Source organism: Ruegeria sp. CL3 (assembly GCF_056536505.1).
This window is the reverse complement of the sequence record NZ_JBQFPT010000002.1, coordinates 329,258-351,946: the sequence shown is the minus strand read 5'-3', so window position 1 is coordinate 351,946 and position 22,689 is coordinate 329,258. Positions and strand designations below refer to the sequence as shown.

23 protein-coding genes are annotated in these 22,689 nt (G+C 59.5%); 15 read left to right on the top strand and 8 right to left on the bottom strand.

What is annotated here, in order from left to right; translation table 11 throughout:
- Positions 1-3 precede the first annotated feature (3 nt).
- Genes hisC through ACR0NO_RS04060 form a run of 3 tightly spaced genes read left to right on the top strand, consistent with a single transcriptional unit; the run spans position 4 to position 2,851 of the window.
- Positions 4-1,089, top strand: coding sequence for a histidinol-phosphate transaminase (hisC, locus tag ACR0NO_RS04070; protein WP_480723056.1), 1,086 nt, complete (start codon positions 4-6; stop codon positions 1,087-1,089).
- Positions 1,086-2,006 (top strand): prephenate/arogenate dehydrogenase family protein, encoded by a 921-nt coding sequence (locus tag ACR0NO_RS04065; RefSeq protein WP_480723055.1) that lies wholly within the window; start codon positions 1,086-1,088, stop codon positions 2,004-2,006. The genes hisC and ACR0NO_RS04065 overlap by 4 nt, the downstream gene beginning before the upstream one ends.
- Complete coding sequence (locus ACR0NO_RS04060) at positions 2,003-2,851, top strand: extensin-like domain-containing protein (RefSeq protein WP_480723054.1); 849 nt, start codon at positions 2,003-2,005, stop codon at positions 2,849-2,851. The genes ACR0NO_RS04065 and ACR0NO_RS04060 overlap by 4 nt, the downstream gene beginning before the upstream one ends.
- On the opposite strand, the gene ACR0NO_RS04055 is transcribed toward ACR0NO_RS04060, so the two are convergent.
- Positions 2,848-3,849: a DUF2125 domain-containing protein gene (locus tag ACR0NO_RS04055; protein WP_480723053.1), complete on the bottom strand. Its 1,002-nt coding sequence runs from the start codon at positions 3,847-3,849 to the stop codon at positions 2,848-2,850. The genes ACR0NO_RS04060 and ACR0NO_RS04055 overlap by 4 nt on opposite strands.
- Positions 3,850-3,916: 67 nt before the next feature.
- On the opposite strand from ACR0NO_RS04055, the gene ACR0NO_RS04050 reads away from it, so the two are divergent.
- The 4 genes from ACR0NO_RS04050 to ACR0NO_RS04035 all read left to right on the top strand — a co-directional run bounded on the left by ACR0NO_RS04050 (position 3,917) and on the right by ACR0NO_RS04035 (position 8,130).
- On the top strand, positions 3,917-4,447 hold the full coding sequence (locus tag ACR0NO_RS04050; protein ID WP_480723052.1) for a gamma-glutamylcyclotransferase: 531 nt from the start codon (positions 3,917-3,919) through the stop codon (positions 4,445-4,447).
- A gap of 68 nt (positions 4,448-4,515) precedes the next feature.
- Entirely contained in the window at positions 4,516-5,694 is a 1,179-nt protein-coding gene (locus tag ACR0NO_RS04045) for a biopolymer transporter ExbB (protein WP_170468352.1), read from the top strand.
- A 3-nt stretch (positions 5,695-5,697) separates the two neighbouring features.
- Positions 5,698-7,377, top strand: coding sequence for a peptidoglycan -binding protein (locus ACR0NO_RS04040; RefSeq protein ID WP_480723051.1), 1,680 nt, complete (start codon positions 5,698-5,700; stop codon positions 7,375-7,377).
- A 330-nt stretch (positions 7,378-7,707) separates the two neighbouring features.
- Positions 7,708-8,130 carry a BUD32 family EKC/KEOPS complex subunit gene (locus ACR0NO_RS04035; protein WP_480723050.1) on the top strand — a complete coding sequence of 141 codons (423 nt, stop codon included), beginning with the start codon at positions 7,708-7,710 and terminating at the stop codon, positions 8,128-8,130.
- 83 nt (positions 8,131-8,213) lie between these two features.
- On the opposite strand, the gene clpA is transcribed toward ACR0NO_RS04035, so the two are convergent.
- Both clpA and gloB read right to left on the bottom strand, forming a co-directional pair.
- The gene (gene clpA, locus ACR0NO_RS04030; protein ID WP_170460457.1) at positions 8,214-10,538 is read right to left on the bottom strand and encodes an ATP-dependent Clp protease ATP-binding subunit ClpA; all 2,325 of its coding nucleotides are present in this window, start codon (positions 10,536-10,538) and stop codon (positions 8,214-8,216) included.
- A 174-nt stretch (positions 10,539-10,712) separates the two neighbouring features.
- On the bottom strand, positions 10,713-11,480 hold the full coding sequence (gene gloB, locus ACR0NO_RS04025; protein WP_480723049.1) for a hydroxyacylglutathione hydrolase: 768 nt from the start codon (positions 11,478-11,480) through the stop codon (positions 10,713-10,715).
- Between the two features lie 62 nt (positions 11,481-11,542).
- Between gloB and ACR0NO_RS04020 the strand changes: the two genes are divergently transcribed.
- The 7 genes from ACR0NO_RS04020 (at position 11,543) to ACR0NO_RS03990 (ending at position 17,901) form a co-directional block, all read left to right on the top strand.
- Entirely contained in the window at positions 11,543-12,277 is a 735-nt protein-coding gene (locus ACR0NO_RS04020; protein WP_170722335.1) for a class I SAM-dependent methyltransferase, read from the top strand.
- Positions 12,278-12,577: 300 nt separating this feature from the next.
- Positions 12,578-13,138 carry a F0F1 ATP synthase subunit delta gene (locus tag ACR0NO_RS04015; RefSeq protein WP_170374616.1) on the top strand — a complete coding sequence of 187 codons (561 nt, stop codon included), beginning with the start codon at positions 12,578-12,580 and terminating at the stop codon, positions 13,136-13,138.
- Positions 13,139-14,677, top strand: a complete 1,539-nt coding sequence (gene atpA, locus ACR0NO_RS04010) for a F0F1 ATP synthase subunit alpha (RefSeq protein ID WP_170374618.1) — start codon at positions 13,139-13,141, stop codon at positions 14,675-14,677.
- A gap of 12 nt (positions 14,678-14,689) precedes the next feature.
- Positions 14,690-15,568 carry a F0F1 ATP synthase subunit gamma gene (locus ACR0NO_RS04005; RefSeq protein WP_480723048.1) on the top strand — a complete coding sequence of 293 codons (879 nt, stop codon included), beginning with the start codon at positions 14,690-14,692 and terminating at the stop codon, positions 15,566-15,568.
- 18 nt (positions 15,569-15,586) lie between these two features.
- Positions 15,587-17,011 carry a F0F1 ATP synthase subunit beta gene (gene atpD, locus ACR0NO_RS04000; protein ID WP_170460468.1) on the top strand — a complete coding sequence of 475 codons (1,425 nt, stop codon included), beginning with the start codon at positions 15,587-15,589 and terminating at the stop codon, positions 17,009-17,011.
- Positions 17,012-17,023: 12 nt separating this feature from the next.
- Positions 17,024-17,434: a F0F1 ATP synthase subunit epsilon gene (locus ACR0NO_RS03995; protein ID WP_475216431.1), complete on the top strand. Its 411-nt coding sequence runs from the start codon at positions 17,024-17,026 to the stop codon at positions 17,432-17,434.
- 116 nt (positions 17,435-17,550) lie between these two features.
- Positions 17,551-17,901 carry an H-type lectin domain-containing protein gene (locus ACR0NO_RS03990; protein WP_480723047.1) on the top strand — a complete coding sequence of 117 codons (351 nt, stop codon included), beginning with the start codon at positions 17,551-17,553 and terminating at the stop codon, positions 17,899-17,901.
- A 42-nt stretch (positions 17,902-17,943) separates the two neighbouring features.
- Here the strand turns inward: ACR0NO_RS03990 and rpiB are convergent, their stop codons facing one another.
- Both rpiB and ACR0NO_RS03980 read right to left on the bottom strand, forming a co-directional pair.
- Positions 17,944-18,384 (bottom strand): ribose 5-phosphate isomerase B, encoded by a 441-nt coding sequence (rpiB, locus tag ACR0NO_RS03985; RefSeq protein WP_480723046.1) that lies wholly within the window; start codon positions 18,382-18,384, stop codon positions 17,944-17,946.
- A gap of 102 nt (positions 18,385-18,486) precedes the next feature.
- On the bottom strand, positions 18,487-19,506 hold the full coding sequence (locus ACR0NO_RS03980; RefSeq protein WP_170555864.1) for a ribose-phosphate pyrophosphokinase: 1,020 nt from the start codon (positions 19,504-19,506) through the stop codon (positions 18,487-18,489).
- 107 nt (positions 19,507-19,613) lie between these two features.
- On the opposite strand from ACR0NO_RS03980, the gene ACR0NO_RS03975 reads away from it, so the two are divergent.
- Positions 19,614-20,216: a DsbA family protein gene (locus tag ACR0NO_RS03975; protein WP_480723114.1), complete on the top strand. Its 603-nt coding sequence runs from the start codon at positions 19,614-19,616 to the stop codon at positions 20,214-20,216.
- A 2-nt stretch (positions 20,217-20,218) separates the two neighbouring features.
- Here the strand turns inward: ACR0NO_RS03975 and ACR0NO_RS03970 are convergent, their stop codons facing one another.
- From ACR0NO_RS03970 to ACR0NO_RS03960, 3 genes are read right to left on the bottom strand one after another with little or no spacing between them, the layout of a single operon-like run.
- Complete coding sequence (locus tag ACR0NO_RS03970; protein WP_480723045.1) at positions 20,219-21,253, bottom strand: threonine aldolase family protein; 1,035 nt, start codon at positions 21,251-21,253, stop codon at positions 20,219-20,221.
- A complete protein-coding gene (locus ACR0NO_RS03965) occupies positions 21,253-21,726 on the bottom strand; it encodes a YcgN family cysteine cluster protein (protein ID WP_480723044.1) in 474 nt (157 codons plus the stop codon). The genes ACR0NO_RS03970 and ACR0NO_RS03965 overlap by 1 nt, the downstream gene beginning before the upstream one ends.
- Entirely contained in the window at positions 21,723-22,655 is a 933-nt protein-coding gene (locus ACR0NO_RS03960) for a bifunctional riboflavin kinase/FAD synthetase (RefSeq protein WP_480723043.1), read from the bottom strand. Before ACR0NO_RS03960 ends, ACR0NO_RS03965 begins: the two co-directional genes overlap by 4 nt.
- Positions 22,656-22,689 lie beyond the last annotated feature (34 nt).

Below are 22,689 nucleotides of genomic sequence, written 5' to 3'. Positions count from 1 at the left end.
CTCATGATCAAGATTACCCCTCAACCCGGCATTATGGACATTGCGCTGTATCAAGGCGGCCAGTCGCATGTGGCGGGTGTTGAGCATGTGATCAAGCTGAGCTCCAACGAAAACCCGTTTGGCCCCAGCCCCAAAGCGATTGAGGCGGTGCGCGAAAGCGCCGCCACCTTGCATCGCTATCCCAGCACCGACCACGCCAGCCTGCGCAATGCAGTCGGCGCGCGTCATAGTCTGGACCCGGCGCGGATCATCTGCGGTGTAGGTAGTGACGAAGTTCTGCAATTCATCGCTCAGGCCTATGCAGGGCCGGGGGATGAGGTGGTTTATACGGAACATGGGTTTTCCATGTATCCGATCATTGCTCGGATGGCGGGGGCCACGCCGGTCATGGTGGCCGAGCGAGAGCGCAAGGTCGATGTGGATGCCATTTTGGCAGCCATAACAGCGCAGACGCGGGTCGTGTTTGTTACCAACCCCGGCAATCCGACCTCAACCATGATCTCGCAACAGGAACTTGAGCGTTTGGCGCAGGGTCTGCCGGATAGTTGTCTGATGGTCATCGACGGGGCCTATGCCGAGTTTGTCGACGGTTTCGATGGCGGTGCGTCTCTGGTCGATGCCCATGAGAACGTCATCATGACCCGGACCTTTTCAAAGGTTTATGGGCTGGGCGGAATGCGCGTGGGCTGGGGCTATGCGCATCAGTCGATCATCGACGTGCTGAACCGGGTGCGCCAACCGTTCAACCTGTCTTTGACTGCGCTGGCTGCGGCCGAAGCGGCCGTGAATGATGTCGAATTCCTGTCCTTCTGTCAGGCTGAAAACGCGCGCCTGAGGGTATGGCTGTCGGATGGGTTGGCCAAGATCGGTGTCCCGTCCGACCCGTCTTGCACCAACTTCATCCTCGCGCGCTTTGCCGATCAGGCCGAGGCTGAGGCTTGCGATGACTACCTCAAGTCGCAGGGTTTGATTGTGCGGCGCGTTGCAGGCTACAACCTGCCAAACGCGTTGCGGATTACCGTGGGCAATGAAGAAGCCTGCCGCCGTGTCGTCGCGGCCATCACCGCATTCAAAGAGGGGGCAGCATGAGCCAGATTTACGACCGTGTTGCGCTGATTGGGTTGGGCCTGATCGCCTCCTCCATGTTCTGGGCCATCAAACGCGCAGGTCTGGCTGGTGAAGTCACCGGCTATGCACGCTCTGAGGCTACCCGCGACACAGCCCGCAGGATCGGCTTGTGTGATCGGGTCTGCGACACCGCGCAAGAGGCGGTCGAGGGCGCGGATCTGGTCGTCCTCTGCGTTCCGGTTGGCGCGATGGGCGCGGTCGCACAGGACATCGCCCCGACGCTGAAGCCGAGGGCAACGGTGACGGATGTTGGATCGGTCAAACGCAGCGTGATCGAGGCCGTTTCGCCTCATATCCCTGAAGGCGTCCATTTCATCCCTGCGCACCCTTTGGCCGGGACCGAGCATTCGGGGCCTGAGGCCGGGTTCGCCGAGCTTTTTGACAATCGCTGGTGTCTTCTGGTGCCGGTCGAAGGATCGGACCCCGAGGCCACCGCCCAGTTGCGGGCCTTGTGGGAAGGCATGGGGGCCAATGTCGATGAGATGGACGCGGACCATCATGATCTGGTTCTGGCCGTGACCTCTCATGCGCCGCACCTGATTGCCTATACGATGGTCGGTGTTGCCGATGACCTGCGTCGGGTGACCGATAGCGAAGTCATCAAGTACTCGGCTGCGGGCTTTCGGGATTTCACCCGCATTGCGGCCTCGGACCCAACCATGTGGCGCGACGTGTTCCTGACCAACAAGGACGCGACGCTTGAGATTCTGGGCCGTTTCACCGAAGAGCTTTTCGCCCTGCAGCGTGCGATCCGCACCGGGGACGGAGAGCATCTGTTCGACTATTTCACCCGCACCCGCGCTATCCGGCGTGGGATTATTGATGCGGGTCAGGATACCGATGCGCCAGACTTTGGCCGGGGAAAGGCAGGGTCATGAGACAGGTTTTGCGATACGCGTTTGTTGCCGTGCTTTGGGCCTCTGCTACCCACGCCGCCGCGCCCGAGCAATCGCTGTATCCCGTTGCGCGCCCCGGCGCAGCAGTCGAAACTGCTGGCATCGTCGCGATCTCCAGCCGGGCAGCAACGCCTTTGACCATACCGAACCTGCGCCCCGAAACACGACCCGAGTCGCCTCAGCTTATCGCCGTAGCAGCGCGCCCGGCGGATTTGCCGCTGCTGGGGCCAGATACCTCTTTGATGCCCTACCTCAGACCCAAATCATTGGAGCAGGAGGTGCTTTTCAAGAAGCGCAAGCTGCGCAAAGGCTCGGTCTGCGGTGATATCGCGATACAAGGCAAACCTGTCGGGCGTGTCTCCAGCAAAACAAAGGCCTGCGGGGTCAAGGATGCGGTTCAAATCACCTCTGTCTCGGGAGTGACGCTGAGCCGGGCTTCGACGATGGATTGCGGCACGGCCATCGCGTTGAACAAATGGGTCGACAAAACCGTCAAGCCGACGTTCAAACGCCGTGGTCCTGTAGTGCAGCTGCAAGTTGCAGCGCACTATGCCTGCCGGACGCGCAACAACCAAAAAGGCGCGCGAGTATCCGAGCATGGCAAGGGCCGCGCCATAGATATTTCTGGTTTTGTCATGGCGGATGGAGAGGTCGTGACCGTTCTGAAAGGCTGGCGAAAGAACCCCTCGCAAAAGCAACTCAAGAAGATATGGCGCGGGGCCTGCGGGCCGTTTGGCACCGTGTTGGGGCCCAATTCAGACAGGTATCATCGGGACCATTTTCATCTGGATACGGCGCGGTATCGCACCGGGTCCTTTTGCCGCTAACGTAGGATCAGACGTGGGGCCGGGCCAAGGGGGAGCGGCCCCAGAGCCACGAACCCGTCGCGAAAATTCAATTGCAGGTCCAGCGCATTCGGGTTGCCGCCCAGTCCGGCCAGAAAATTGAGCGCGCGGGTAACCGGGTCGACGGCTTGATCGGGCAGGGCGCCGGCGGCATTCGCCATTGCGATCATGTCGCGCCAATTCTCGGCCTTGATCGCAATCTCACCGGTCGGGATGCCCTGCGAGTCTACATCCAGCTCACCCGCGGCAAAGAGGCGCAACTCGCCCCATTTGACCTCGGCCAGATTCAGATCAATGGCGACGGGCTGAGGACGGCTGTCCTCCAGCGCGCTCCGGTCCCAAGGCTTGTCGAACGTTGTCAGCATATCCAACTGCAACGTCTCGAACTGCTGGGGAAGCGAGGTCGCCGATTGCATCAGCGCACGCAAATCTTCACCGGGGGTGAACCCGTCAATTTGCGCCGTAATGGCATAGGCTTCGGGCGCAGTGGTCTGCTCCATGATGACGCTGAGGGTACCACCGCCCGCCAGTGCCTCATTGTTTTCGCTGATTAGCCAAGGGCCAGCAGTCAGGGCCATCTTCTCAAGCACCAGCGCGACACCGGGTTGCAGTTCCAACTCAGCCTGCAAAGCCTTGGCCTCAATCGTCGCGGTCTGGTCGAAATAGGATAGGCGCTGAGGCGTATCGGCAAAGCTGAGGATTTGCCGCCCCGGCCAGATTGCGGGGCTTTGAAATTCAATCCAATCGGCGCTCCAGGCGGTGCCGTTGACTGGATCGGCCAGCGCCGGGTTGTTCAGGCGGGTGGTGTGATGTGTCGGATAGCCCGCCGTTTCAACGCCCGAGAATTCAGCCTGCCAGCCGCGCACCTGCTGGGCATCGAACCAGCTGGTGATTGCATTGCGCAGACCATAGCCCGCGATGAACCAATAGGCGCTCCATGCGATGGCGATAAAAATGAACACTCGTATCAGACGACGCATGAGCATTGGCCCTTTTTCCTGCCTCGGATTTGATGTTTATAGGCCCAAACGGGCAAGGACCAGAGCAATGACGATGTGGGTTTTCGGATATGGATCGCTACTGTGGAACCCGGGCTTTCCCGTGGCACGCACCGAGCTTGCGATGCTGCACGGATATGCGCGCTCTTTCTGCATGAGTTCGATCCACCATCGCGGCACCGAGGACCACCCCGGCCTTGTGCTGGCTTTGGACGAACAGCCTGAGACGCATTGCAAAGGTTTGGCGCTGGCCGTGGAAGCTGGGCATGAGGACCGCACCCTACACGAACTGCGTGAGCGCGAGCTGATTTCGTCGGCCTATGTCGAAAAGATGCTGGACGTGCATTTGGACAATGGTGAGGTCGTAAATGCCGTAACCTATGTGATTGATGCCGATCACGTGCAGTATTGCGGCGGCATGCCATTGGAAGAGCAGGCTCAGATCATCGCCCATGCCGTTGGAGGGCGCGGTCCAAACACAGAATATCTGTATAACACCACCGAGCATCTGGCCGAGATCGGCCTGCACGATCCCGATCTTGAGTGGTTGTCGCAACGGGTGCGCAGCATCACCGCATAAACCCTTGGCGTCATCGGCGTCTTTTCGCTAGATTCAGGCCAGAGCAGGCAGAACCAGGAATAACGCGCATGGCGCAGGCACAACAGGGCGCGAGACCGCATTTCTCGCAACCGATCAGGCAGATTCTTCTGATGCTGATCGCAATAGGCCTGTCGGGCCTCGGGGTGTTTCTGGCGCTGCCCTATGTGCTGCCGGTCTTCTTTGCGAACCCCTATCTGAACGGCTTCATCCTGCTGGTGTTCATCATCGGCGTGTTCGCCTGTTTTTATCAGGTCGCGCAGCTGATCGGCTCGGTCCGCTGGATCGAGGCCTTTGTGGGCGGCGTGGTGCATGAGGATGCGCGCACGCCTCAATTGTTGGCGCCTTTGGCCTCACTGCTGCGGGAACGCGGTGCGCGGTCGCAGATCAGTTCCACCTCGACCCGGTCCATTCTGGATTCGGTGGCGGAACGGGTGGAAGAAGAGCGTGAGATCACCCGCTACATCACCAACGTTCTGATCTATCTTGGTCTGTTGGGGACGTTCTTTGGCCTTGCCACAACAGTGCCAGCCATTGTCGACACCATCCGCAGCCTGAACCCACAAGAAGGGGAAGAAGGGCTCGCCGTTTTCAACCGTTTGATGACGGGCCTTGAAGCGCAGCTGCAGGGGATGGGCGTTGCGTTTGGCTCATCCTTGCTGGGTCTTGCCGGTTCATTGATCGTGGGCCTGTTGGAGGTCTTCGCCGGTCATGGTCAGAACCGTTTCTACCGCGAGCTTGAGGAATGGCTGTCGGGCATCACTCGGGTCGGATTTGCCTCGGGCGAGGACGGTGGGGCTGAGGTCGCCGTTCTGGCACCTGTTCTGGACGCGATGTCGGATCAAATGAACGCGCTACAGGATCTGTTCTCGGCTCAGGAGGAAGAGCGGGCCGACGTGTCCAACAAGCTTGGTCAATTGGTTACCGTCATCGGACAAATGAACCAGCGTCAGGCGGATAACGAAGGCGTTGCCGCCGCGCTGGAGCGTGTTGCGTTGGGGCAGGACGCCTTGCTGGATCACATGCGCGAACATGGGGCGGGCGAGGGCATCGATGCAGAAAGCCGGATGCGCCTGCGGTCGATGGATGTTCAGTTGCTGCGCATCCTCGAAGAGATCTCTGCCGGTCGTCAGGACAGCATGAACGAATTCCGCAAGGATATCGAACTGCTAGTGAAGGCTCTGACCCTGCCACGCGGCGCGGTTCGATCCACGCACGAGGGGGAATAACCCATGGCCCTCTCCCGCCGCACCGGTCAACGGTTCCAGGGCTCGGTCTGGCCCGGTTTCGTCGATGCGATGACGGGTCTGTTGATGGTTTTGACCTTCGTGCTGACCATCTTCATGGTCATCCAATTCGTGCTGCGTGAAACGATCTCGGGTCAGGAGGATGAGCTGACGACCCTTGCGGATGAGGTTGCCGCACTGGCTGGTGCTTTAGGGTTGGAAGAGCGTGAGAATAGCCGTCTGCAAGCGCGGTTGGGGGCCTTGAATGCCACACTGACCGAAACGGAAGATAGTCTGGCTGAGGCGCAAAGCCAGATCACTGGGTTCGAGGCTCAGGTCGCGGCGCTGTTGGCTGATCAGGCGCGTGCGCAAGACGCGATCGCTGCGCTTGAGACGCAACGGGCGGATCTTTTGGGCGAACGCGACAGTCTGAATCAGGCCTTGGCGCAAAGCCGCGAAGAAATTGACGCGCAAGCCGAAGCCGCCCGCCTTGCTGCAGCCCGCCGCGAGGCTTTGGAGGCTTTGGTCGCCGATCTGGAACAAAGCGGCGAAGAACGCGCTGCGCAGATAGCTCAACTCGAAGATCAGCTAAGTACGGAAGAGGCTGGCAGGCTGGCGGAGGCCGCCGCTGCCGAAGGTCTGAGGGATCGCCTTCAGAACGCCGATGCGGAACTGACCGCCATGACCCTTGCGCTAGAGGCGCAGCGCAAAGAGGCTGAGGATACCCTGACCCTCTTGGCCGCTGCAAATGCAGCCCGCGCTGAACTGGAACGACAGTTTGGTGAGCTGAACGCAGAAGAGCTGGAGGCCCAGTTGCAGGCCGCTCTGGCAGCGCAGGCCGAGGCGCAGGAAGACGCAGCATCCCAGCGTTCCTTGGCCGAACAGCGCGATGCGTTGCTGGCCGTGGCCCGCGAGACGCTTTCGGCGGAACAGGCGGTCTCAGAAAAGGCGCAGCGCGAGGCCGCTTTGTTGAACCAGCAAATCGCAGCGTTGCGCGGGCAATTGGGATCGCTGCAGGCGCTGCTGGATGACTACGAGGACCGCAATACGGCCGCCGAAATTCAAATCCAGTCACTGGGGCAAGACCTGAATGCGGCTCTGGCGCGCGCCGCATCCGAGGAACGCCGCCGCCGCCTGCTGGAAGAGGCTGAGCGTCAACGCCTCGAGGCTGAGGCCGAAGCGCTGGCCGGACAGAATGAGGAACTCGCGGCGCAGGCCGAGGATCTGCAACGCTACCGGTCGGAATTCTTCGGCCGCCTGCGCGATGTGTTGGGTGATCAGGATGGCGTGCGGATCGAAGGCGACCGGTTCGTGTTCTCCTCTGAGGTGCTGTTTGCAACAGGCTCTGCCGTGTTGTCGCTGGAAGGCCGGCAGGAGGTCGCCAAAGTCGCTGAGATCCTCCGCACAGTTGCTGCCGAAATCCCAGAAGGTCTGAACTGGGTGATCCGGGTGGATGGCCACACCGACAACGTGCCCTTGGCCGGGTCGGGTCGGTATCGCGACAACTGGGAACTGAGCCAGGGGCGGGCGCTTTCCGTCGTGCGCTATATGGTCGAAGCGTTGGGCATTCCACCCAATCGCTTGGCCGCCAACGGGTTCGGTGAGTTCCAGCCGGTCAACCCTGAAGACACGCCCGAGGCGCGGGCACAGAACCGGCGGATTGAGTTGAAACTGACCGAGCGCTAAAACCCTCGCGTGGCGGAAAACCGCCCTTCCGACCCTGTTTTGCCACCTGCAACCGATGAAAGACACCCGCCTCAAACCTAGATTGAAGTCATAGGTTGAGAGGAGACGCGCGTGACCCAGAAGGGAGCAGACCTGTACCATACGGTTGAAACGGTTTTTCGGGCATCATACCGTCGGGTTTTGTTGTGCCAGACCGCAAGCGGAGACAGGTTCTGGCTCAAACGGGTCGAGCGCTTTGCCCCCCATCTTTGGCTGGTCAAAGGTTGCCCTAAGGTGGCATTTGCCAGGGACCGGACGTCGCATCGCTATTTGTGGAACAAAGGAGTCCCAGTGCCGCGCATCTTGGCCGAGGGTTCCGATTTCATCGCCGTCGAGGATGCGGGTCTCAGCCTGACCCGTTTTTGCGGGGATCGTTCTCGTGAGCTTGTCAGCAAACAAACAGCCTGTCGCGCCGCAGGAAGGGCTTTGGCGCGGCTTCATGCGTCAGATCTTGCCCACGGCCGCCCCGCCTTTCGCGATATGTGTTGGGATGGGCAGCAGATCAGGTTCATTGATTTCGAGTACTTTAAGCCGACCAAAGCAGGGAGACTGCGCAAAACCCGCGATCTGAGTATCGCAGTGCTGTCGGCCTTATCTCAAGGTCAACTAGGAATGCACTATGCATCCAGCCTGCTATCCGGTTATTGGAGGGTTCGGGGCAAATGGGCCGTCGCCAATACCGCTCCAGTGCGTCAGATCCACACTGGGCTGTGACAAACGGACTTTGACCACAAGGGTTTTCGACATGAAAAAACCCGCCAAACACTGGCGGGTTTTTCTGTTTCGATGATCTGCGATCAATCCGCAGTCAAAAGCGGAGGTTTGTTGCCCGGAATACGCGGCTGATCGGGGCCGAGGATATCCAAGTGCAGATCGCCTTTCTTGACCGAGACACGAACAACACCGCCCTTGGCGAGTTTGCCAAACAGCAACTCTTCGGCCAAAGGTTTCTTGATGTGTTCCTGGATCACGCGGCCCAGAGGGCGCGCGCCCATCTTGTCGTCATAGCCCTTGTCGGCCAGCCATGCGGCGGCCTTGGGCGTCAGGTCGATGGTCACGCCGCGATCCAGCAGTTGCGCCTCAAGCTGCAGAACGAACTTTTCGACCACCTGCAGGATGACCTCTTTCGGCAGCGGCGCGAAAGAGATCACCGCGTCCAGACGGTTGCGGAATTCCGGCGTAAACGTCCGCTCGATCGCGGCGGTGTCTTCGCCCTCGCGACGGTCGCGGCCAAAGCCGATCGCGGCCTTTGCCTGTTCCTGCGCACCCGCGTTCGAGGTCATGATCAGGACCACGTTGCGGAAGTTCACCGTGCGGCCGTTGTGATCGGTCAGCTCGCCATGGTCCATGACCTGCAGCAGGATGTTGAACACATCCGGGTGTGCTTTTTCGATCTCATCCAGCAGCAAGACGCAGTGAGGATGCTGGTCGACACCGTCGGTCAGCAGACCGCCTTGATCGAACCCGACATAGCCCGGAGGCGCACCAATCAGACGGCTGACCGCGTGTTTCTCCATGTATTCCGACATGTCAAAGCGCAGCAGTTCCACGCCCAGATTGTCGGCCAGCTGTTTCGCCACCTCGGTCTTACCCACACCGGTCGGACCGGCGAACAGGTAGTTGCCGATGGGCTTTTCAGGCTCCCGCAGCCCGGCGCGCGCCAGTTTGATCGCGCTGGCCAAGGCCACAATGGCGTCATCCTGACCAAAGACCACGCGCTTGAGCGAGGCTTCAAGGTCTTTCAGAACCACCGCATCGTCCTTGGTGACGTTCTTCGGCGGGATACGGGCGATCTTGGCGACAACGGCCTCAATCTCCTTCACACCGATTGTTTTGCGGCGCTTGCTTTCGGCCAGCAAATGCTGCGCGGCACCCGCTTCGTCGATGACGTCGATCGCCTTGTCCGGCAGTTTACGGTCATTGATATAGCGCGCCGAGAGTTCCACAGCGGTTTTGATCGCATCCGCGGTGTATTTGATGGCGTGATGCTCTTCGAAATAGGGCTTCAGACCGCGCAGGATCTTCACGCTGTCCTCGACCGAAGGCTCGTTCACGTCGATTTTCTGGAACCGGCGGCTCAGTGCGCGGTCTTTTTCGAAATGCTGGCGGAACTCCTTGTAGGTGGTCGACCCCATGGTGCGCAGCTTGCCCCCCTGAAGCGCAGGCTTCAGCAGGTTGGACGCGTCCATGGCCCCACCCGAGGTCGCCCCGGCACCAATCACGGTGTGGATTTCGTCGATGAACAGCACCGCATCAGGGTGATCTTCCAACTCGGTCACGACCGCCTTGAGACGTTCTTCGAAATCGCCGCGATAGCGGGTTCCGGCCAGCAGAGCGCCCATGTCGAGCGAGTAAATGGTGGTGTTCGACAGAACATCCGGGGCTTCACCGGCCACGATCTTATGCGCCAGGCCTTCGGCAATCGCCGTTTTGCCCACGCCGGGGTCGCCTACTAAAAGCGGGTTGTTCTTGCGGCGGCGGCATAGCACCTGAATGCAGCGCTCGACCTCATCGGCGCGACCGATCAGCGGGTCCACATCGCCTGCGCGCGATTTGGCGTTCAAATCGACGCAATATTTGCCCAAGGCGCTTTCTTTTTGATCTTCGTCGCTGGCGGTGGCCTGCACTTCATCTTCGACCTGATCCGCGCCCGAAACCGAGCGGCTTTCGCCATAGGCCGGGTCTTTCGCGACGCCGTGCGCGATGAAATTGACCGCGTCATACCGGGTCATGTCCTGTTCCTGCAGAAAATAGGCAGCGTTGCTTTCGCGTTCGGCGAAGATGGCGACCAGTACGTTGGCGCCTGTGACCTCAGTCCGGCCCGAGCTTTGCACGTGAATGGCCGCGCGCTGGATGACGCGCTGGAATGCTGCCGTTGGCACGGCCTCGGACCCGTCGATATCGGTGACGAGGTTTGACAGATCCTCATCAATGAATTCGACCAATGTACTGCGCAATTCGTCCAGATCGACGCTGCAGGCTTTCATGACCCGGATTGCGTCAGGCTCTTCCAAAAGCGCTAGTAGTAGATGCTCTAACGTAGCAAACTCATGTCGCCGTTCATTCGCCGCTGCCAGAGCTGCGTGAATGGCTTGTTCCAAAGTGCTCGAGAATGAAGGCACGCGGGTGCTCCTCTGTCTTGGGTCAGAAGGGGGCAGGCTTGCGGCCGGATCCCCATCCCAACCATGTCCTCATACTATTAGAGTTTGGTTGATCGACGCCCGGCTTCAAGGGTTTTCTTTCACTTGACAGTCACATTTGTTGTGAGAGTGGCCGTGAGGATGGTCAAATAGGCATCAGAAATTGTCTTTTCTACCCCTGATCTCGGCAAAAACAGCAACTGGGTCCGCGCCTTCCATGCCCAAATGGGCCAGAATCGCCGGATCTTCGGCGCGCAGGAACGGGTTGGTTGCCTTTTCCAGACCCATTGTTGAGGGCACCGTGGGCAGACCTGCAGCGCGCGCGCGGTCGATATCGACGACGCGCTGTTGCAAGGCTGCATTATTCGGATCAACGGTGACGGCGAATTTGGCGTTAGATTGGGTGTATTCGTGGCCCGAACAGACCAGCGTGTCATCCGGCAGCGCCGCAAGCTTGCTGAGTGAGCGCCACATCTGCTCCGGCGTGCCTTCAAACAAGCGCCCACATCCCAGCGCCATCAGGCTATCCGCAGTGAAGACAGTGGCACTTTGCGGCATGTAATAGGCGACGTGACCCAAAGTGTGCCCCGAGACATCCATTACCTGAACTGGCTCACCTGCGAACTCAAAGCTCTCACCGTCGCTGACTTGTTGGTCGAGCGGGGGCAGGCGGTGCGCATCAGCTGCTGCTCCGATCACCTTGGCCGGGTGTTTCTCAAGAATTCCGGGCAGTCCGTCGACATGATCCCAGTGGTGGTGGGTCAGAAAGACATGGCTGAGGGTCCAGCCGCGCGCCTCCAACTCGGCCAGGATGGGCCCGGCTTCGGGTGCGTCAATCAGCGCGGTCGCGCCGCTTTCGGCATCATGCGCAAGAAACGCGTAATTATCGCTGAGACATGGGATGGTTACGATCTCAAGAGGCATGGCCTTTTGCCCTTTCGTTGCTAGACTGCGCCTCAGCTAAGCCGATTGATCGGGTGTCCGCAATGCATCTTGATGTGCAGGATCTGAGGAATTTCTACTATCGCAGCACGCTGGGCCGTGCGGCGCAGGCTGCGATTCGTGGTCGGCTGATCGACCTCTGGCCCGAGGCGAAAGGCCAGACGGTGGCCGGATTTGGCTTTGCGGTCCCTCTTTTGCGGCCCTACCTCGCCGACGCGCGGCGGGTTATCGGGTTGATGCCCGGCCCTCAAGGGGTGATGCCCTGGCCCGCCGGAATGCCCAATGTGTCCGTTCTGACCGAAGAAACGCTCTGGCCGATTGAGACAGGTCACGTGGACAAGCTGGTGGTGATGCACGGGCTTGAGACCTCGGAACAGCCCAGCAAGGTGCTCGAGGAATGCTGGCGCGTGTTGGGGCCGGGGGGCAGAGCGCTTTTTGTGGTGCCGAACCGTGCGGGCCTGTGGTCGCGGTCCGACCGGACACCGTTCGGATTTGGTCACCCATATTCGGCCACGCAACTCGAGAACCTTCTGCGCAGCCATCATTTCGTGCCTGAAAACCACTGTTCCGCGTTGTATCTGCCGCCCTCGTTCCGACGGTTCTGGCTGAAATCGGGTAGCCTGATCGAAAAAACCGGCCAGCGCATTCCCACCGTAATGGCCGGAGGCGTGCTGATGGTTGAGGTCAGCAAGCTGATCCGCCCGCCAAGCGGTACGGTCACCAAGGACAAGGTGAAACGCCCGATCAAAGCGCTGGACGGTTTGCTGAAGCCGGCGTGACGATTCCGCGCAGTCATCGGGAAAAAATGCGGGAAAAAGGTCACAGGAATCGCAAAAACCTGCAAATCAGTAACATTTTTCAACTGCGCCAAGAGGTCCAAACGGTCGCACTTGGGTTAAGCTTATGAAAAATAACGATTTGTGGATAATTCAGTTACCGCTATCGCGTATTGCTTGGTGGAAGCACCTCTGATACATCCCCGGTGATTTTGATCCCCGCCCTTCAAGGACGGGGTATCTTCACGCCCCCGGGTTGGCTGCGCGCGCGGTTTTCGGGGCCTAAGTATCGGAAGGGTGGACGTGTCCGAACCAGCTTCGATTTCCACAGGCATCGCCGAGCGCTATGCCACCGCGATTTTCGAGATCGCAAAAGAGAACAAAGACCTCGCAGGTCTGGAATCCGGCATCAATGATCTTGCAGCAGCACTGGGCGAAAGCGCCGATCTGCGCGACCTCATCGCATCTCCGCTGGTTTCCCGCGCCGAACAGGAAAACGCTATTGCCGCTGTTGCTGACAAGATGGGCCTGAACGCCATCCTGCGCAACACGCTGGGTCTGATGGCGCAGAAGCGTCGCCTGTTTGTGGTGCCGCAGCTGGTGCAGGTCCTGCGCGACATGCTGGCCGAAGAGCGCGGCGAAGTGACCGCCGATGTCGCCTCGGCCAAGGCGCTGACCAAAACACAGATGGAAAAACTGTCCAAGACGCTGTCCGAGCGTGTGGGCAAGACCGTAACTATCAATGCGACCGTGGATGAAAGCCTCATCGGCGGTCTTGTCGTTAAAGTGGGCTCGAAAATGATCGATAGCTCGATCCGTTCGAAGCTGAACTCCCTACAGAATGCAATGAAAGAGGTCGGATAAATGGGAATCCAAGCTGCAGAGATTTCTGCAATCCTGAAGGACCAGATCAAGAATTTTGGTCAGGAAGCCGAAGTGGCCGAGATCGGCCGCGTGCTGAGCGTCGGTGACGGGATTGCCCGTGTATACGGCCTGGACAACGTGCAAGCCGGTGAGATGGTCGAATTCCCCGGTGGCATCATGGGCATGGCCCTGAACCTGGAAAGCGACAACGTTGGTGTCGTTATCTTCGGTTCTGACCGTGACATCAAAGAAGGTGACACCGTCAAGCGCACCAACTCGATCGTGGACGTTCCGATCGGTGACGAGCTGCTGGGCCGCGTTGTTGACGGTCTGGGCAACCCGCTGGACGGCAAAGGCCCGATCAACGCAACCAAGCGTGGCGTTGCAGACGTCAAAGCCCCCGGCATCATCCCGCGTAAATCGGTGCACGAGCCGATGGCAACCGGCCTGAAATCGGTTGACGCGATGATCCCGATCGGCCGTGGCCAGCGTGAGCTGATCATTGGTGACCGTCAGACCGGTAAAACCGCTGTGGCTCTGGACACCATCCTGAACCAGAAAGTTTACAACGACGCAGCGGGCGACGACGAGTCGAAGAAACTGTACTGCGTTTACGTTGCGGTTGGTCAGAAGCGTTCGACCGTTGCGCAGCTGGTGAAGAAACTGGAAGAGTCCGGCGCGATTGAATACTCGATCGTAGTTGCCGCGACCGCGTCCGACCCGGCGCCGATGCAGTTCCTGGCGCCATACGCCGCGACTGCGATGGCCGAGTACTTCCGCGACAATGGCCGCCACGCTCTGATCATCTATGATGACCTGTCGAAGCAGGCTGTGTCCTATCGTCAGATGTCCCTGCTGCTGCGCCGCCCGCCGGGCCGTGAAGCCTATCCGGGTGACGTTTTCTACCTCCACTCCCGTCTGCTGGAACGTTCGGCGAAGCTGAACGAAGATTTCGGTGCAGGCTCGCTGACCGCTCTGCCGGTTATCGAAACTCAGGGTGGCGACGTTTCCGCGTTTATTCCGACCAACGTGATTTCGATCACCGACGGTCAGATCTTCCTGGAAACCGAACTGTTCTACCAAGGTATCCGTCCTGCTGTGAACACCGGTCTGTCGGTTTCGCGTGTGGGCTCCTCGGCTCAGACCAATGCGATGAAATCGGTCGCTGGCCCGGTTAAACTGGAACTGGCTCAGTACCGCGAAATGGCTGCGTTTGCGCAGTTTGGTTCGGACCTCGACGCCGCAACTCAGCAGCTGCTGAACCGTGGCGCGCGTCTGACCGAGCTGATGAAACAGCCGCAGTACTCGCCGCTGACCAACGCGGAAATCGTCTGCGTCATCTTCGCAGGGACCAACGGTTACCTCGACAAAATCGACGTATCGGATGTTGGCCGCTATGAGGCCGGTCTGCTGGCGCACCTGCGCGGTAAGCATGCTGACCTGCTGACATGGCTCACCGACGAAGATCCGAAGATCAAGGGTGAAGCGTCCGACAAGATCAAGGCAGCGATCGACGAATTTGCCGCGACCTTCGCATAAGAGGAGGTTCCGATGCCTAGTCTGAAGGACCTTAAAAACAGGATCGAGTCGGTCAAATCGACCCGCAAGATCACCAAGGCCATGCAGATGGTCGCGGCAGCAAAACTGCGCCGCGCCCAGGAATCTGCTGAAGCCTCGCGCCCCTATGCCGAGCGGTTCAATGCCGTGATGGCGGGGCTGGCGGCTTCGGTCGGGGGTAGCGACAGCGCCCCCAAGCTGCTCCGTGGTACGGGCAGTGATGATGTCCATCTGCTGGTTGTGATGACAGCTGAACGCGGCCTGTGTGGCGGCTTCAACGCGAACATCGCCAAGCTGGCCCGCGCCAAAGCTGAAGAGCTGCGCGGCAAAGGCAAAGCGGTCAAAGTTCTGACCGTTGGCAAAAAAGGCCGCGACGCGCTCAAGCGCGATCTGGGCGATTTGTTCGTAGGTCATGTCGACCTGAGCGAAGTCAAACGTATTGGCTACACCAATGCGCAAGACATCGCGAAGGACGTCCTGTCTCGCTTCGATGCGGGTGAGTTCGATGTTGCCACGATCTTCTACTCGAAGTTCGTCAACGTTGTGACCCAGATCCCGACGGCACAGCAGGTTATCCCCGCCTCGTTCGAGGACGAAGCGGCAGGTGACGACAGCGGTGCAATCTTCGACTACGAGCCCAGCGAAGAGGCCATTCTGGCCGACCTGCTGCCCAAGGGGGTTGCGACCGCGATCTTCTCGGCTCTGCTCGAAAACGGAGCGTCTGAACAGGGTGCACGGATGTCCGCGATGGATAACGCGACACGCAACGCGGGTGAGATGATCGACAAGCTGACGATTCAGTTCAACCGCTCGCGTCAGGCCGTGATCACCAACGAGCTGATTGAAATTATTTCCGGCGCCGAAGCGCTGTAAGAAAACCGGAGACGAAACATGGCGAATGCAAAAGGCAAAGTCACACAGATCATCGGGGCCGTCGTCGACGTGCAGTTCGAAGATCAGTTGCCTGAAATTCTGAACGCGCTGGAAACCACCAACAACGGCAAGCGCCTGGTGTTGGAAGTTGCTCAGCACCTGGGTGAAAACACCGTCCGTACCATCGCGATGGACGCGACCGAAGGTCTGGTCCGCGGCGAAGTTGTAACCGACACTGGCGCACCGATCTCGGTTCCGGTTGGTAACGCAACTCTGGGCCGCATCCTGAACGTTGTTGGCGAACCGATTGACGAAAAAGGCCCAGTTGAAGCAACTGAAGCCCGCGCAATCCACCAGCCCGCACCCGAGTTCGACGAACAGTCGACCGAGTCGGAAATCCTGGTCACCGGCATCAAGGTTGTTGACCTGCTGGCCCCCTACGCCAAAGGCGGTAAGATCGGCCTGTTCGGCGGCGCCGGCGTTGGTAAAACCGTTCTGATCATGGAACTGATCAACAACATCGCAAAAGTGCACTCGGGCTTCTCGGTGTTTGCGGGTGTTGGTGAACGGACCCGTGAAGGGAACGACCTCTACCACGAGATGATCGAATCGAACGTTATTAAGCCTGACAACCTGTCGGAATCGCAGGTTGCGCTGGTTTACGGTCAGATGAACGAACCTCCGGGTGCGCGTGCACGTGTTGCTCTGACTGGTCTGACCCTGGCCGAGCAGTTCCGCGACCAGTCCGGTACCGACGTTCTGTTCTTCGTCGACAACATCTTCCGCTTCACGCAAGCGGGCTCCGAGGTTTCGGCTCTGCTGGGTCGTATTCCTTCGGCGGTGGGCTACCAGCCGACACTGGCGACCGACATGGGTGCTCTGCAAGAACGCATCACCTCGACCAAGTCGGGCTCGATCACCTCGGTGCAGGCGATCTACGTGCCTGCGGACGACTTGACCGACCCCGCGCCGGCCACCTCGTTTGCTCACTTGGATGCGACCACCGTTCTTAACCGTGCGATCTCGGAAAAGGGTATCTACCCGGCTGTTGACCCGCTCGACTCGTCGTCGCGTCTGCTGGACCCGGCCATCGTTGGTGAAGAGCACTACGCGGTTGCGACCGACGTTCAGCAGATCCTCCAGCGCTACAAGTCGCTGCAGGACATCATCGCCATCCTCGGCATGGACGAACTGTCGGAAGAAGACAAACTGACCGTTGCCCGTGCCCGAAAGATCGAGCGCTTCCTGTCGCAGCCGTTCGATGTTGCCGAAGTCTTCACCGGTTCGCCCGGCGTTCAGGTTCCTCTGGACGTGACCATCGCATCGTTCAAAGCTGTTGTGGCTGGCGAATACGATCACCTGCCCGAAGCGGCCTTCCTGATGGTTGGCGGCATCGACGAAGTGATCGCCAAAGCGGAGAAGATGGCCGCAGAAGCCGCCTAAGGAGTATCCCTGATGGCAAACACAATGCAATTCGACCTCGTCAGCCCCGAGCGGAGCCTTGCTTCGCTCGCGGCCACCGCGGTCCAGCTACCCGGCGCGGACGGGGATATGACGGCAATGCCCGATCATGCCCCCACGATCACCACGCTGCGCCCGGGCATCCTGAAGGTCGACGCACCCGAAGGCGCCAGCGAATATCTGGTGACCGGTGGGTTTGCTCAGATCAACGGTGATGGCCTGTCGGTTCTGGCCGAAAAGGCCATTCCGGTTGCCGAAGTGACCCGGTCGCATCTCGATGACCTGATCGCTGACGCGCGTGCCTCGCATGACGCGGCCAAGGAAGGAGATGATCAGTCCATCGTCGACGAAGCCGCCAAGCTGCTGGCCGATATGGAAGCCCTTGGAACGCATATGAGCCTGTAACAGGTTCACCTGCAGAAGAATTGAACGGCCTCGCTTTCGCGGGGCCGTTTTTTTGTCGTGATTGTGAGATATCTGTGGAATAAGTACCGGTAATTACGAGTTAAAGACATAAAAATATGAAGACTTTTCGCACCCATCCCATAGGTATTGATCAAGGCGAGACTGTTTTGTTCTCGGACTTTTCCAACGGCGGCGAGATGTGGACAGGCAATGGCCCGCGTGAACGCCGTTCCCCGGTGAAATTCAGCCAGCCGTTCCGGTCAACCCCGGTGATCCAGATCGGAGTGTCTTTGTGGGATGTGGATACATCCTCGGCTCTGCGTGCCGAGGTTCAGGCCGAAGAGATCACCGCCGAAGGGTTCACGGCCGTGTTTCGCACATGGTCCGATACGAAGATCGCGCGTATCCGCGCCTCATGGACGGCAATTGGTGAGGTTGCCCATGAGGATGATTGGGACATCTCATAAGACGCTTCTCTGGCCCGCAGTTCATGCGGGCCATTGCTTTGGTTATTCTTCGATCATGTCCACGCGTGTTGCGTGGCGGCCGCCTTCAAACTCAGCCGTCAGAAACGCATCCACGATATCGAGGGCCTGACCCTCTCCAATGACGCGCGCGCCTATGGAAAGCATGTTGGCGTTGTTGTGCTGGCGGATCATACGGGCCGAGAACGTATCCGAGCAGACGCCACAGCGGATACCCGGAACCTTGTTCGCAGCCATCATGATCCCCTGGCCAGTGCCACACAGCAGGATACCCAGCGTACAATCGCCAGAGGCGACACGTTCCGCCGCTGCCTTGCCGTGCAGAGGGTAGTGCGTGCTTTCGGGCGTTGTGGGGCCGATATCGACGACCTCCCACCCGGCTTGGGCGATATGTGCGGCAAGGGCTTGGCGCAGGTCGATGGCGGCGTGGTCGCTGGAAAGAACGACGCGTTTGGTGTCAGTCATGAGAACGCTGTCCCGCTATATGGTGGTGGAGAAAGGGCAGGGGCGTCCTAATCTGCCGCTGCTGAAAAGAAAAGGGCGGCTATCGCAAGCCGCCCTGTCAGACTAGTCCATCTGGTACATGGATTCGTAGATCGGTGTCAGGGTCTTGTCCTCGAACAGGGACGAGACGCTGGTGCCGTTCCAGATGTTCAGGATGGCCTGGGTAAAGATCGGCGCGGTCGGCACGATGCGGATGTTCTTGGCTTTCAGGATCGCGTCGGTTGGCTGGATCGTGTCGGTCAAAACCAGAGACTTCATCACCGAATTCGTCACACGTTCGACCGCAGGGCCGCTCATGACGCCGTGGGTGATGTAGGAGTGGACCTCTTTCGCGCCGTTGTCCAGCAGCACCTGCGCCGCTTTGCACAGGGTGCCAGCGGTGTCGCACATGTCATCGACGATCAGGCAGATCTTGTCTTTGACATCGCCGATGACGGTCATCTCGGCCACTTCACCGGCCTTTTCGCGGCGTTTGTCGACGATCGACAGGGGGGCTTCGATCCGCTTGGCAAGTTCGCGCGCGCGGGCCACGCCTCCGACGTCGGGCGAGACCACCATGATCTCATCCATATGGTCTTTGAACTGGTTTTTAACATCCAAGGCAAAGATCGGTGAGGCATAAAGGTTGTCCACCGGGATATCGAAAAAGCCCTGAATCTGGGCCGCGTGCAGGTCCATGGTCAGAACCCGCTCGATCCCTGCGCCGGTCAGCATGTTGGCGACCAGCTTGGCCGAGATCGGTGTGCGCGCCTTGGTGCGGCGGTCCTGACGGGCGTAGCCAAAGTAAGGGATCACGGCGGTGATGCGCTGCGCGGACGAGCGGCGCAGCGCGTCGGCGATGATCAGCAGCTCCATCAGGTTGTCATTCGCCGGGTTTGAGGTCGGCTGGATGATGAACATATCCTCGCCACGGACGTTCTCGAACACCTCGACGAAGATCTCGCCGTCGTTGAAGCGCTCGACGCGGGCATCGACCAGGCCCTGATCTACGCCACGATACAGGCTCATGCGGCGTGAAATGGTTTCGGCAAGCGGAAGGTTAGCGTTCCCAGCAATCAGCTTGGGTTCGTGGAGTGTCGGCATCGGCTGGAGTCCCCGGGCAGCGTTGGCAATGTGACAGATTCGTGATGTTGACACCGCTTAGCATGGCCTTACCGTTCCGCAAAGACAACGCAGCGGAGAAAGTGCAGATGACCCAGATTGACTACTATTTTGCGACAATTTCACCCTATACCTATCTGGCGGGCACACGGCTGGAGGAGATCGCAGCCAAGCACGGCGCGACGATCAATTACAAACCGCTGGACATCATGGCGCTGTTCGGGCGCACGGGCGGGACGCCACCAAAAGACCGGCATATCTCCCGCATTGAATACCGCGCACAAAATCTGGTGCGGGTCGCGAAAAAGCTTGGCGTACCGTTTAACCTAAAACCGGCGCATTGGCCGACCAATATGGCTCCGTCCTCTTACGCTGTGATTGCGGCAGCCAAAGATGGATCGGGGGATGTGGGTAAACTATGCCAATCCCTGCTGCGGGCCTGTTGGGCTGAAGAGAAAGACGTTGCGAAGGACGACGTGATCCGTGACTGTCTGACGCAAGCCGGGTTCGATGCCGACCTGGCCGATAGCGGCCTTTTGGTGGGGGCGGAGACCTACGCTGCCAATCTGGAAGAGGCCGTGGAGAACGGCGCTTTCGGCGCTCCGTTCTACATCACGCCGGATGGTCAGCGGTTCTGGGGGCAGGACAGCCTTGACGACCTCGACCAACATTTGGCCGAGTTGAAAGGCTGAGCCTACAGATGGGATAGAAACTGGTCGATCTGTTCATGGCTGATCGACCAGTCGCAGACCAGACGGCAGGGCAGAGGCTCTGACTCATCTTCGCCTTCCAACTGCGCCCCCCACAGGTGATAGACGGCGCCCACCGCATGAAGCTGGCGGTGTTTGGCGCGCGGGAAGGAGGCGAAGATCATGTTGGCCTGTGGCTCATGCAGGAAATCGGCTCCTTTCGCCCGAAGACCCTCAGCCAGACGAGCACAGTTTGCATTCGCCTGACGGGCAGATGTCAGCCAAAGATCATCGTCCAGATAGGCTGCCATCTGGGCAGACAGATACCGGTGCTTCGAGAACAAATGCGCCCCGCGTTTGCGGCGCAGCTCGAACTCCCAGGCTTTGGATTCGTCGAAGAAGATCACCGCCTCGACCCCCATCAACCCGTTCTTGGTGCCGCCAAAGCTGACCGCATCCACGCCAGCCTTCCATGTCATCTCGGCCGGTGAACATCCCAACGCGACAAGAGCATTCGTAAACCGCGCGCCATCCAGATGCACCGGCAGGTCATACTCCTTCGCAACCGCACACAACGCTTGCATTTCTTCCAGTGAATAAACCGACCCTCGCTCGGTCACTTGTGTGATGGACACCGGTCCTCTTTGCGGTCCATGCACACCACGCGTTTCTTCTACGGAAATCGTCCGGCGCAGGGCCGCGGGGGTCATCTTGTCAGTACCCGGCACAAGGGTCAGCTTGGCGCCACTGTAGAATTCGGGCGCATTGCATTCGTCCTCGTGGATATGCGCTACCGGAGAGCAAAAGATCGTCTCCCACGGGTTGGAGAGGGTGGCCAGCGCCAGTGAATTCGCCGCCGTTCCGGTCGCCACCAGATAGACCGCCGCGCCGGGGGCTTCGAAAATGCTGCGAAGGCGGTCCCGGACCTCATTCATCAGCGTGTCCGCCCCATAGGCCATCTGATAGCCCTGATTGGCCTCGGCCAGTTTTGCCAGTACCTGCGGATGGACAGGCCCGGAGTTGTCAGAGGCAAAATACATCAGGTCGGCTCCTCAATGATATAGTCTTCCCACTCTTCCATGGGGGTCTCGAACTCGGAAACGGTACGCCCCTGAACCGAGACGCCGGCGGCATGCACACTATCGGCTGTGCCAGACAGCAAGGGGTGCCAATCATAGAGAGGCTTGCCCTCCCACAGCAGGCGATAGGCGCAGGTTTGGGGCAGCCAGTAGGCGTGTGAGTCGATGTTGTCTGGGGTCATGACGATGCATTCGGGCACGAACTGGTGCCGGATATCATACTGGGTGCAACGGCAGCTTTCATCGTCCAAAAGGCGGCAGGCGACGCAGGTCAGCGCGACCTCGCCTGTGTCTTCGTCTTCCAGCTTGTTCAGGCAACACTTGCCGCACCCATCGCAGAGGGCTTCCCACTCGCGCTGGTTCATCTTGCGCAGGGGTTTGCGTTCCCAAAAGCGCGGAGACAGACCCGCGCGGTTGATCGGATCCACGCTCATCGCGCGGCCAGAATGTCGCGTGATTTCGCGCAATCGGCATCCATCTGGGCAATCAGCCCGTGCAAACCATCGAACTTCATTTCAGGCCGCAGAAACTCGACCAATCCGACCGAAAGGGTTGCACCGTAAAGATCGCCGGAGAAATCAAACAGGAACGTCTCAATATTGGGGACCTCACCATTGAACATTGGTCGCACGCCAATCGACGCGGCGCCTTGGTAGGAGCCCTTGTTGGGGCCGTCCAGAACATCCACCAGTACGGCATAAACACCGAATTTCGGCGGGTGCAGGCCCTCTATCGACATGTTTGCGGTGGGAAAGCCCAGCTCGCGCCCGCGCTGCTCGCCGCCGATGACCTCGCCTTCGATGCGGTGCCAATGGCCCAGCATGGTTGCCGCATCGCCAGGGCGGCCTTCGCTGAGAGCGGTTCGGATCGCGGTCGAAGAGACGACGTTCTCGGAACGCTCCATCAAGGGGGCGATGGTCACGCCGAACCCCATTTGCTCGCCAAAGCGGACCATATCCTGCGCCGTTCCAACCCGCCCTTTGCCAAAGCAGAAATCGGCACCCACAACGATATGAGACAAGCCCAGACCGTCGCAGATCACACTACGCGCGAATTCCTCGGGGGCCAGCCCAGCCAAAGCGGCATTGAAGGGTAGCTCGTATAGCTTCTGCACACCCAGCTTCTCAAGCCGGTGCGCCCGCGCGTTCCCGCGCATCAATCGAAACGGAGGCGCATCGGGTGCAAAATACTCACGCGGATGCGGTTCAAACGTCAGCACGCCCAGAGGCGCATTCGGAGCCGCATTGCGCGCCAGCTCGATAACCGACTGATGCCCCACATGGACGCCATCAAAGTTCCCGATCGCCACGCTGGCGCCGCGATCTTCTGGCTCGATATACTGGAAGTCCCGGATGATCTGCATGCGCTTTGGGTACTGTTCATCAACAGTATGTTCA